Raw genomic sequence first — 10,750 nt, 5'->3', positions numbered from 1 at the left:
ATGACGAGCACGGCGATCGAAGCGACCAGTGCCGGTTCAAATGCGCCGGGCTGCACGAATGCAATCCAGACAATGAAAGTCAAAATGGCAATCCCGACAACAATTGGGACAAAGTAGCCGGAAATGACATCAGCAAGTCTTTGGATTGGCGCCTTGGACCCCTGAGCATCTTCCACGACTTTTACAATCGAGGCAAGTGCCGTATCCTTGCCAACTTTTGTTGCTTGCATTTCGATTGTTCCATTTTTGTTTAACGTTGAGCCGATCACATTCGCGTCCACGTCTTTTTCAACCGGAATCGATTCACCGGTGATCATTGATTCATCAACCGACGTTTTCCCTTTAACAATTGTTCCGTCGACCGGGAATTTTTCACCTGGTTTGACCATCAGACGATCACCGACTGTCACATCTTCCACCGGGATCATCAATTCTTCATCATTTCGAATAACACGTGCCTGTTTGGCCTGCAGATCTAAGAGTTTCGACAGAGCGACCGTTGTTTTGCTTTTAGCATTTGTTTCCAGGTATTTTCCAAATAAAATCAATGTGATTAGAATCGCACTGGTTTCAAAATAAAGATGTGGCATATAACCCGGATTGCCGATCGTTTTAATGGCTTCATATAAACTGTAAAAATACGCAGCACTCGTACCCAGGGCGACAAGGACATCCATGTTGGCGCCGCCATTGCGCAGATTTTTATAAGCGCCAACATAAAACTGCCAGCCAATGATGAATTGCACGGGCGTTGCCAAAGCAAATTGGAACCACGGATTCATCAGGATGTCCGGTACATTCATCCCAAACAGGTGTACAAGCATCGTCATCAAAAGTGGCGCCGACAGCAAGGCAGAAATCATCAGCTTCATTTTCATCCGCTGAATTTGCTGTTCCTTCTGGCTCTGTTTATCTTCCTGATCGGCTTTCACTTTGGCGTCATAACCGAGTTTCTGAATCCTGCCGATGATATCAGATTCTTCCATCAAGCCCGGATTGTATTCGACAGCAGCACTTTCGGTCGCCAGATTGACATTGGCAAGCTTGACGCCGCTTTGTTTGTTCAAAACCTTTTCAATCCGGTTCGAGCAGGCGGCACAGGTCATCCCGAAAACATCGAATTCAGCTTTTTCGGTTTGGACGCCATAACCTAATTTTTCAATCTTAGCAGATATATCATCAATAGACACCGAAGAAGAATCATAGTCAACAGAAGCTTTTTCCGTCGTCAAGTTGACTTTAGCTTCAACACCATCCATTTTATTAAGCACTTTTTCAATTCGATTGGAGCAGGCAGCACAGGTCATCCCTGTTACACCAAGCGTTGCATGTTCTGATTCACTCATCTTTTATCCCCCCTACTTGGAAAACTGCTTCATGACCTCCATTAACTCTTCGATGGCTTCGTCTCCTTCGCCGGATTGAACTGCATTACTGACACAATGCTTTGTATGTCGTTCAGCTACAGAAAATCCGACTTTTTTCAATGCTGCATTAATCGCGCTGATTTGAACTAAAATATCAACACAATAACGGTCCTCTTCAACCATTTTCTGAATACCCCGCACTTGTCCTTCAATTCGCTTCAGGCGATTAACGACCGCATCTTTCTCATCTCGTGTCCGGGGTGTTACCGGATGATCATGCAAGTATTCACCCAACTGCCTCACTCCTTTCACTATCTAATTATAGGGTACCCCCCTTACGTATTTTTGTCAATCATTAGAACTGCTTTTTGGAAATAATTTTGTTCATCATTTCGACTCACTTTCTCCATAAAAAATGGATATTTGGTATTTACAATAGGCATTGTAGAAAGCAAAGTTAAGTGAACTATTCAAGGAGGGGTCTATGATGAAAAAAGGCTTATTGGTTTTGTTGGCTCTGGGGATTGTATTGTTTCTTGCAGCGTGCGGGGGCGGCGACAGTGATTCAGCTGAAGCCGATGATAGTTCCTCTGAAGCTGCATCAGGCAATGAAATAAATCTTAATGGAACAAACTTTTCATTCGGTCAGGATGAATATACCGTACCTGCCGGTGAGGAAGTGACGATCTCCCTTACCAATGAGGAAGGCATGCACGGGGCAGCCATTGATGAATTTGATGTAAACATAGAAGAGGGCGATGAAGCAACATTCACGCCTGAAGAACCAGGTGAATATACCATTTATTGCTCAATTCCATGCGGCAATGGACATGAAGATATGACGTCAACATTGGTTGTTGAATAATATTTCAGTAAGAAGCTGTTCCCCAAGGAATGGCTTCTTATTTATTATCTGATTGATAGAGATAATAGGGAGGACAGAAATGCGAAAAATAACAACTGGTATTATTATTACATTCGTGATTGGTTTAACGCTTTTGTTATTCGTCACCGTAACCCCGGGCAATGGCAATCAACAGGCTGCAGGAGATGGTTTGACGCAGGAAGAAGTGGAAAATGGATTGGACCTGCAGAACAACGGTGCTGATGGTACATATGTCGTCAACCTCATTTCCGGAAATTTTGAAGGAGAAGTGGAAGGACAAGTGCTTACCGATAAAGATTGCGAGCCTGATGAATATGGCATCAGCCGCTGCCACAATGACATTAAACTCTCGAATGAAAATGAAATAACCGTCGTTAACCCGCATAACATGAAAAAGAACCGCTGCTTAAGCCCTGGTGAAACAGTGAAGCTGTCAAGAAACGAAGACGGAAAAGTAGCTGTTGACGTGAAGGAGCTCTAGTATTTTTAAAAAATATGCAGCAGCATGCAGAGGGGCATATCCTCCTCTGCACCTATGCTTTTAACAATTTGGCGTTAATCGCAACAATAATGGTACTCAAGCTCATTAATACCGCTCCAACTGCAGGACTGAGCACAATGCCGATTGGTGCCAGAACACCGGCCGCCAGCGGAATGGCAAAAATATTATAGCCGGCCGCCCACCACAGGTTCTGAACCATTTTGCGGTAGGTTTTTCCGGATAGCTCTATCAATGAGACGACATCTTTTGGATTGCTTTTAACAAGTACGACATCAGCCGACTCCATCGCCACATCCGTACCGGCACCAATAGCAATACCCAGATCAGCTGTTGCAAGTGCCGGCGCATCGTTAACACCATCACCTGTCATGGCAACTTTCCATCCTTTTTGCTTAATCGTCTTCACCTGATTTGCTTTGTCATCCGGTAAAACTTCTGCATAAACTTCATCAATACCCAGCTGTCCCGCAACCCAATCAGTTACTTTTCGGTTATCGCCTGTCAGCATAATCGACTCAATTCCCTGTTCTTTTAGCGTTGACACTGCTTCTTTAGCGGTTTCCCGTACCATATCCGCAAGAGCAATCATGCCGATCGGCTCATCATCCAGCAATACAAATACAACTGTTTTACCTTCTTCTGATAATGTCTCGAACTGGTCCCTGTCATAATCCATATTGTGATTATCAACATAGCCCGGACTGACGACATTCACTTTTTTGCTCTCGATTTTTCCTTCAATTCCCTTACCTGTAATGGATTCAAACGCCTCAATCTTTTTCAAATCGAGACCTTTTTCTTTTGCTGAACGGACGATACCTGTTGCAATCGGATGTTCAGAATTCTGCTCAAGACTGGCAGCCCAGGTCAGAATATCATTTTCCTGATAGCCTTCTTGCGGTACAATATTCGTGACACCGAATTCGCCTTTGGTCAGGGTACCTGTCTTATCAAACACGACGGCATTTAAATGACGGGCCCCTTCAAAATTGGCACGGTTCCGGATAAGCAGCCCCTTTTTAGCGGAGATAGACGTTGATACCGCAATAACAAGCGGTGCTGCCAATCCAAGGGCATGTGGACAAGTAATGATCATGACCGTGACCATCCGCTCCACGGCAACATCAAAGGAAAACCCGAGCATCAGCCATACGAAAAAGGTGATAAAACCGGATGCAAGGGCGATGTAGAACAGCCATTTCGCAGCCCGGTTTGTCACATCCTGCGTTTTTGACTTGGATTCCTGCGCTTCCCGGACCAGTGTAATAACCTGAGACAAATAGGAATCTTCTCCGGTTTTCTCAACATGCAATTTGATGGATCCCTCTTTATTGACAGATCCGCCAATCACTTCATCGCCTTTATCTTTCTCCACCGGAACAGATTCACCGGTCAGCATCGACTCATCGATTGCTGAATTGCCTTCATAGATCGTACCGTCGACCGGGATTTTCTCCCCTGGTTTAACAAGCACGTTATCGCCGTGTTTCAGTTCTGATGTCGGGACGTCTGTAACGTCATCTGTATCATCGATTTTATGGGCTTCACTTGGCATCAGTTTGACGAGTTCTTCGAGTGCATTGGATGCACCCATCACCGATCGCATTTCAATCCAGTGACCGAGCAGCATAATGTCAATTAAAGTAGCCAGTTCCCAGAAGAAGTCCTGACCTTCCCAGCCGAATACCGTCATGGAACTATAACCATATGCGACCAGTATTGCCAGACCAATCAGGGTCATCATGCCCGGATTTTTATCTTTCAGCTCACTGACCCCGCCCGTAATGAACGGCCAGCCGCCATAGAAGAAAACAAACGTCGCGAGCGCGAACAGAATATACTGATCAAACGGAAAACCCCAGTCAACACCGATAAAATCCTGGATCATCGGCGACAAAATCAGAATGGGAACCGTGACAATCAGGGATATATAAAACCTTTTCTTGAAATCACTGACCATATCGCCATGATCGTGGTGGCCATGGCCTGAATGATCATGACCGCCATGATTGTGATGATTGTGACCTCCGTGATCGTGGTGGTGACCCTCGTGATTATGATGCTGGTGTTCTCCGTGGTCATCATGGCCTTCATGATGACCAGCGTGATGACTGTGCCCATCATGTTGAGCATGCTGCTTGTGCTGCTCTTCTGTCGTATGGTAGTGCTGGTGATTGCTCTTGCCGGCGTTATGATTTTCCTCTTTAGATTTAGCCATGATGCTCCCCTTTCTATGGATTATTTTCGTTCACCTGATTTATTTAATACATGTTTCAATTACAATACAATACCCCCGTAAGGTAAATTATAAACCTGAATATATTAATCTGGTCCCCCATGATCATTCCGGGGGTTAGGAGTTATCACTTCAGACAAAATGTGCCTGATTCATCATGATCAATTCAGGAATCGTTCAACCATTTATACCCCACACCCCATACCGTTTTAAAATGATTTTCAATCGGAAAGCCTGCCTGTTTGATTTTTTCCCGTATATTCCGAACATGGGAATCGACTGTTCGTCCGGTTGTATTTGAATCAAACCCCCACACCAGATCAATCAGCTTCTCCCTGGAAAACACCTGATTGGGATGCTTCATAAAATAGCCGATCATCATAAATTCTTTAGGGGTTAATTTAATCGGTTTATTTTGATAGGAAAGCACGTAACGGCTCTCATCCCATAGAAGACCATTTTGCTTCACATGGTCCGCTGGTGTCTGCCGTCGCAGCAGTGCTTCGATTCTGGCGAGCAGCACTGCTTCATCAAATGGCTTAGTGATATAGTCATCTGCCCCAAGCTTTAGCCCTTTCACGACATCTTTGTTTTGTTCCCGGGCGGTTACCATAATAATAGGGACATCAGAAAACTGTCTTATTTTCTGACAGAGCTCCCAACCATCCATGTCTGCCATCATAATATCCAGCAGTACGATATCAAAAACGTTTGTTTCGAAATAGGCCAGCGCTTCGTATCCACTTTGTGCTTTTTGACACATATAATGGTGGGGTTTCAAATACAATGCCAACAAGTCCAGCATTCGTTTCTCATCGTCCACTAATAAAACATTATGCATTCTCATCACCACGTTTTAGCTTAATCATGACACTTGTCCCTTTTCCCTGTTCACTATTGATCTGAATCGTTCCACCGTGCGATGCCACAATCTCTTTGGCAATTGCCAGGCCAAGTCCTGAACCACCGCTTTCTCTTGAACGGGATTTTTCCACCCGGTAAAGCCGGTCAAATATATGCGGCAAATCCTCTTCTGGTATCCCTTCCCCGTTATCAGTCACAGCAATATACACCGCTTCTTCAGTTTGAGTTGCCTGAAAATTCACTTCCCCATTTTTACAGACATGTTTCCTGGCATTATCGAGAATATTCAGCAGAACTTGCTGAAACCGCTCAGAATCTGCATAAACCATCACGTCTTTTGGTGGGTAGTTAACCGTAAAATGAATGGATGCTTCGGCCATTACCGGTGAAATCCGAACAGCTGCTGTGTGCATTAAATCATACAGGGGCATTTCCATGAGCTCAATGACAAATTTATTCTGATCCATTTTAGCAAGTTCGAACAGATTTTTGATCAATAACGACAAATGTTCAGTCTCTTCACGGATGATGGACGTATATTCACGCACTTCGGCTTCTGACATATCCTGCCGATTGATAATATCTGCATAGCCTTTGATATAGGTCAACGGTGTTCTCAATTCATGGGAAATGCTTGCCAGAAATTCATGGCGTTCCTGTTTCAGTCGCTCCAGGTCATCAGATAATTTTGATATGGAACGGGCTAATTCGCCGAGTTCATCTTTTCGGTCAGTATTGAGCGCAGCACCTTTTTCTCCCATACTTAATTGCTCAGCTGCGTATTTAATGCTGATTAACGGTGACGTTATCAGCCTGGAAAGCACCAGAATTGTGATAACGGTGAATGTAATTGTAATAATACCGGCGACGATAAATTGATCATTGAGCTGATCAACAACACGTTTGATATCATTCGTGTCTGCAAACATAAACACTTTCCCGTTCTCAGCACCATTAATATTGATCGGGCTGGCAGAGGCAATATACCGTTCATTATGCCATTGATCTTCTATGACTTGCCCCTCAGCAGGAATGGTCTGATTATTGTATTGACTGAGCAGGTTTTTTATCTCATCATCTATCGGATTGGAATTCACAATCACGTTTCCCTGTGAATCCGTAACGACAACAGCAAGGTCAGACGCTGATTCCATGATCCCGACATGTTCGAATGTCGCTTCCTGATGGCTGCTTTCCAGAACCTCAGCATGCGTATTGCCGCGTGCAAGTAAATTTTCGAGCACCTCATCAATCCGATCATCCGCCAGGTTTGTATGCAATATATAAAACAATAAGATTTCAATGATTAATAGAAACACAAAAAACAATGAACCAATTTTGAATGATAATTTACTAAACATAATTTGTCCTTTCATCGATCCAAGTCTCACATTCGGAAATCTGCTATCATTAAAATTAAACGAACCCTTCACCGATAGTCAATCAAACGGAGCAGAGTATTGGCATCTGTTATGATTTCCCCTGTAAAATCTTGCATCAAGTTGTCCGCATAATATATTTTACATGAAATTCGATATGTTTTCTTTAGGAGAACGGTTGAAAAAACCAGAAAATTACTCAAGAAAAAAATCAGCTTACACCTCGTCTTTCCGGATGCAGTAGTCAAAGGCCAGATTGGAGGAAATCGGCGAATGGCCGATTTCAGCATTGAAAACACCTCCTGAAAAACTACACTTTCTGAACTTGGGAGAAAAGCCGTTTAAGGGGATGTGAAAATCAGGGAAAGATAACTTATCTTGGACAACTCTGGTACCTGAAAACGTTGAAACGTCCGAGAGAAGCCTTCTCTTGGACAAAAATGCTACCTGAAATCGAGGAAGTGGCCGGGAGAAAATTTCAATTTGCACATGAAAAACGCCTTCCCATAGGAAAGGCGTTCATTATTAGGTCCTTTTGAATCAATGGCTTAAATTATACGCTGGCCCTAAAACAAATACACCTGTGCTTTCAGAGTAGCAGCTAAACTCGTGGCAGCTCCTGACACTATTTCAGAGAAACTGCTCACACTATCTGGTCCAGACAGGATATGAGCCGGGATTCAATATCTTCTGCAAAAGCTTTGAGTGAATCATCTCCTGTCAGATTAATGAGTGCAGTTGGTTTCGGCATTCCAACCTTTGTTTTCCCCTCATCACTGTACACAACGATTTTGCACGGCAGAAAATAGCCGACCATATGATTTTGGGTTAAAACTTCTTTTGCTGCCTGAGGATTACAAACTTCGAGAATGCGGTATTCCTGTTCAAACTCCAGCCCTTTATTCTCGAGTGTATCTTTCACATCGAAATCCCAGAGTACCCCGAATTTTTCTTCTTTTAAAGCAGATGCCAGCAATGTAACAGCCTCATCAACTGACTTGTTTGATTCAACGGTATAATGGAACATTTCATTCACTCCTTTACTGCCTTAATGGCATAGTGTTCTGCACCGGGATAAAACAACGACGTCTCAAACCCATGTTCTTTCAGTATACTTTCCATCTTTTCAGAAGGAATTCTGATTTTAAGCGGCGGGCCGGATTCCGTTTCAACTGCCTCCCAGTCCATTAACAGCAGCAATCCGCCTGGTTTAAGTATCCGTTTGATTTCTTCGATTGTCCGATCGATGCTTTCAACTTCATGAATGACAAATGAATTTAGGATTCGGGTCACTGAGGCATCTGCAAGCTGAATATTCTCAAGATCACTTACAACCGAAGTGATGTTTTCAATGTTTTCTTTTTTTGCATTCTGGTTCAGTCGTTCAAGCATCTCAGGTTCAATATCCACAGCGTATACTTCACGTTCAGTCAGCTTTGCCAGTGGAATGGTGAACAGTCCGGGACCGGCACCTAAGTCGGCAACCGTATCGTCCGGGTTCACATTCAAGTATTCAATCATTTTTTCAGGCTGTAACGTATCTTTACGTTCTTCACTGATTAATTTATCCGCATTTTTTGGATGAAACCGTTTATCTGTCAATAACATCACCTCTTATCAGCTAAGCTTAACAGTTTTCCAGGGCAAGAGCGAAATATATACTAAAAGAAATCCAGCCATATCTTCACCGCTGTACCCAGAATCAGTACAGCCAAGATGCCCTGCAATATTTTTGTATTGATACGCTTCCCGGTATTTGCGCCTAATGGCGATGCAATAAGACTGGCAACAATCATAATAATGGCGGGTACAAACAGCACCTGTCCGGTCAACAATTTACCTGCTGTCGAGCCAATCGATGAGATGAATGTAATGGCGAGTGATGAGGCTATCGTCATTCGTGTCGGAATTTTCAGGACCAATAGCATGATCGGTACCAGAATAAATGCGCCGGCTGCACCGACAATACCTGCCCCAATCCCCGTTACAAATGCCAGGCTTGCAGCGAGCCACTTATTAAACGTCACCTGATCAAACGGGATATCGTCAATTTGTTTTTTAGGCACAAACATCATGATGGCTGCGATAGTGGCGAGCAGCCCGTAAACGAGATTGACTCCATCATCTGACATAAAACGGGAGCCAAATCCGCCGATAAAACTTCCGATCAGGATGCTGATCCCCATATAGATGATGAGGTCTTTGTTCAGGTAACCGCCCTTACGATATGCCCAGACACCGCCGATCGTTGCAAACAGCACCTGAACAGCGCTGATACCCGCAACTTCGTGAGCTGTAAAGGCTGATAATCCCAATAACGGGGGAATATATAAGAGCATCGGATATTTAACGATGGATCCGCCTATCCCAACCATTCCGGAAATAAATGAGCCAACAAACCCAATCAGAAATAACACAATCATAAAAGCAAGACTGTATTCCATTTAACTCTTTCCCTCCTAAAAGAAGGGGACCCCAGCATTTGGGGTCTCCACTAAGCTTTTTTGATCCAGAATTTCAGCACGTCATCTTCTTCTGTCTGCTCAACCAGCTCATGATCACCGGATTGTGTCCATGCTGTCAAGTCACTTTTGGCACCTTTATCCGTTGCATGAACTTCCAGAATCTCACCTGAGTCAATCTCCTCGATCGCTTTTTTCGTTTTGACAACAGGCATTGGGCATGCCATTCCTTTTGCGTCTAATACTTTTGCTGCTTCCATCATAAGTTCCTCCTTGTAAATTTGTTTTATTTTTATAGATACGCAGTCTCGCATACACAGCATTTTTTATCAGACTGCCTGCAGGATCGTTCACGATCCTGCACGAATCTGCCGTATATAGCTACTACGGTATAGAACAGTGTTACTTATAAGCTTCCCGTTTTTCTCGCCGGAAATTTAACCGTGCACGGCACAGCGGTTAGGACCAATTTCCATTTCGCGTTGTTTCTCATCTTCAGGGTTCATCTTACCCATGTTCGTCTGCCGGATATTTTCGTGTTCATTCGGCTGTGGCGGCAGATTCTCGGTAACCATCTTACGGAACTCTTCTTCATCATCCACCTGCAAGCCGTTATTACGCTGATACAAATCACCAAGGCGGGCTTTAACACTGCCATCGTCAGTCAGCTCTTCCACAAACGAATAGTGTGCCGGCAATACAACCAGATCCTCGGACAGCTCCTTATAGCGGCTGTACAGGGTCTCACGCAGATCGCCCACCCAGTCATCAGCTTTTCCGGCCAGGTCAGGACGTCCGATTGATTTGACAAACAGAATATCACCTGTCAACAGATATTGATCATCGATAATAAGCGATGTGCTTCCAATTGTGTGTCCCGGTGAATAAAGCGGTTGAACTTTAATCGTTGAACTGCCAACCGTTATATCATGGCCTTCTTCCAGCGCTTCATAGTTAAATGTCACTTCCCTGGCATCTTTCGGCGGCAAATGATACGTTCCGCCTGTGTGTTCAGCAAGCTGTCTGCCACCTGAAATGTGGTCGGCATGAAGGT

At 44.0% G+C, this 10,750-nt stretch carries 12 protein-coding genes; 2 read left to right on the top strand and 10 right to left on the bottom strand.

Annotated elements, in window-relative coordinates; all coding sequences use genetic code 11:
- Both VK080_RS13705 and VK080_RS13700 read right to left on the bottom strand, forming a co-directional pair.
- A partial coding sequence (locus VK080_RS13705; protein ID WP_324225332.1) for a heavy metal translocating P-type ATPase occupies positions 1–1,346 on the bottom strand: 1,346 nt, incomplete at its 3' end.
- A 12-nt stretch (positions 1,347–1,358) separates the two neighbouring features.
- Complete coding sequence (locus tag VK080_RS13700; protein WP_324225331.1) at positions 1,359–1,661, bottom strand: metal-sensing transcriptional repressor; 303 nt, start codon at positions 1,659–1,661, stop codon at positions 1,359–1,361.
- Between the two features lie 190 nt (positions 1,662–1,851).
- Between VK080_RS13700 and VK080_RS13695 the strand changes: the two genes are divergently transcribed.
- Positions 1,852–2,232, top strand: a complete 381-nt coding sequence (locus tag VK080_RS13695) for a cytochrome C oxidase subunit II (RefSeq protein ID WP_324225330.1) — start codon at positions 1,852–1,854, stop codon at positions 2,230–2,232.
- Positions 2,233–2,311: 79 nt separating this feature from the next.
- Positions 2,312–2,734, top strand: coding sequence for a hypothetical protein (locus VK080_RS13690; RefSeq protein ID WP_324225329.1), 423 nt, complete (start codon positions 2,312–2,314; stop codon positions 2,732–2,734).
- A gap of 52 nt (positions 2,735–2,786) precedes the next feature.
- Here VK080_RS13690 and VK080_RS13685 read toward each other — a convergent pair whose 3' ends face one another.
- The 8 genes from VK080_RS13685 to VK080_RS13650 all read right to left on the bottom strand — a co-directional run.
- Positions 2,787–4,973 carry a heavy metal translocating P-type ATPase gene (locus VK080_RS13685; RefSeq protein WP_324225328.1) on the bottom strand — a complete coding sequence of 729 codons (2,187 nt, stop codon included), beginning with the start codon at positions 4,971–4,973 and terminating at the stop codon, positions 2,787–2,789.
- Positions 4,974–5,157: 184 nt separating this feature from the next.
- On the bottom strand, positions 5,158–5,832 hold the full coding sequence (locus VK080_RS13680) for a response regulator transcription factor (RefSeq protein ID WP_324225327.1): 675 nt from the start codon (positions 5,830–5,832) through the stop codon (positions 5,158–5,160).
- Positions 5,825–7,216, bottom strand: coding sequence for a sensor histidine kinase (locus VK080_RS13675; RefSeq protein WP_324225326.1), 1,392 nt, complete (start codon positions 7,214–7,216; stop codon positions 5,825–5,827). The genes VK080_RS13680 and VK080_RS13675 overlap by 8 nt, the downstream gene beginning before the upstream one ends.
- Positions 7,217–7,877: 661 nt before the next feature.
- Entirely contained in the window at positions 7,878–8,261 is a 384-nt protein-coding gene (locus VK080_RS13670; protein WP_324225325.1) for a DUF302 domain-containing protein, read from the bottom strand.
- 5 nt (positions 8,262–8,266) lie between these two features.
- A complete protein-coding gene (locus VK080_RS13665; RefSeq protein ID WP_324225324.1) occupies positions 8,267–8,842 on the bottom strand; it encodes a class I SAM-dependent methyltransferase in 576 nt (191 codons plus the stop codon).
- A 53-nt stretch (positions 8,843–8,895) separates the two neighbouring features.
- Positions 8,896–9,678 (bottom strand): sulfite exporter TauE/SafE family protein, encoded by a 783-nt coding sequence (locus VK080_RS13660; protein WP_324225323.1) that lies wholly within the window; start codon positions 9,676–9,678, stop codon positions 8,896–8,898.
- Between the two features lie 50 nt (positions 9,679–9,728).
- Entirely contained in the window at positions 9,729–9,956 is a 228-nt protein-coding gene (locus VK080_RS13655; protein ID WP_324225333.1) for a sulfurtransferase TusA family protein, read from the bottom strand.
- A gap of 177 nt (positions 9,957–10,133) precedes the next feature.
- Positions 10,134–10,750: MBL fold metallo-hydrolase (locus VK080_RS13650; RefSeq protein WP_324225322.1), on the bottom strand; the 617-nt coding region annotated here is incomplete at its 5' end.

It is taken from the genome of Lentibacillus sp. (genome assembly GCF_035301925.1).
Classification (GTDB): domain Bacteria; phylum Bacillota; class Bacilli; order Bacillales; family Amphibacillaceae; genus Lentibacillus.
Note: the sequence above shows the minus strand (reverse complement) of the source record. Positions and strands in the feature narration are given on the sequence as shown.

Bases quoted from the DNA above. Each gene is read 5' to 3' on its own strand.
- VK080_RS13660 (WP_324225323.1), bottom strand. From the start codon at position 9,678: ATGGAATACAGTCTTGCTTTTATGATTGTGTTATTTCTGATTGGGTTT.
- VK080_RS13670 (WP_324225325.1), bottom strand. From the start codon at position 8,261: ATGTTCCATTATACCGTTGAATCAAACAAGTCAGTTGATGAGGCTGTT.
- VK080_RS13680 (WP_324225327.1), bottom strand. From the start codon at position 5,832: ATGCATAATGTTTTATTAGTGGACGATGAGAAACGAATGCTGGACTTG.
- VK080_RS13685 (WP_324225328.1), bottom strand. From the start codon at position 4,973: ATGGCTAAATCTAAAGAGGAAAATCATAACGCCGGCAAGAGCAATCAC.
- VK080_RS13675 (WP_324225326.1), bottom strand. From the start codon at position 7,216: ATGTTTAGTAAATTATCATTCAAAATTGGTTCATTGTTTTTTGTGTTT.
- VK080_RS13655 (WP_324225333.1), bottom strand. From the start codon at position 9,956: ATGGAAGCAGCAAAAGTATTAGACGCAAAAGGAATGGCATGCCCAATG.
- VK080_RS13695 (WP_324225330.1), top strand. From the start codon at position 1,852: ATGATGAAAAAAGGCTTATTGGTTTTGTTGGCTCTGGGGATTGTATTG.
- VK080_RS13690 (WP_324225329.1), top strand. From the start codon at position 2,312: ATGCGAAAAATAACAACTGGTATTATTATTACATTCGTGATTGGTTTA.
- VK080_RS13665 (WP_324225324.1), bottom strand. From the start codon at position 8,842: ATGTTATTGACAGATAAACGGTTTCATCCAAAAAATGCGGATAAATTA.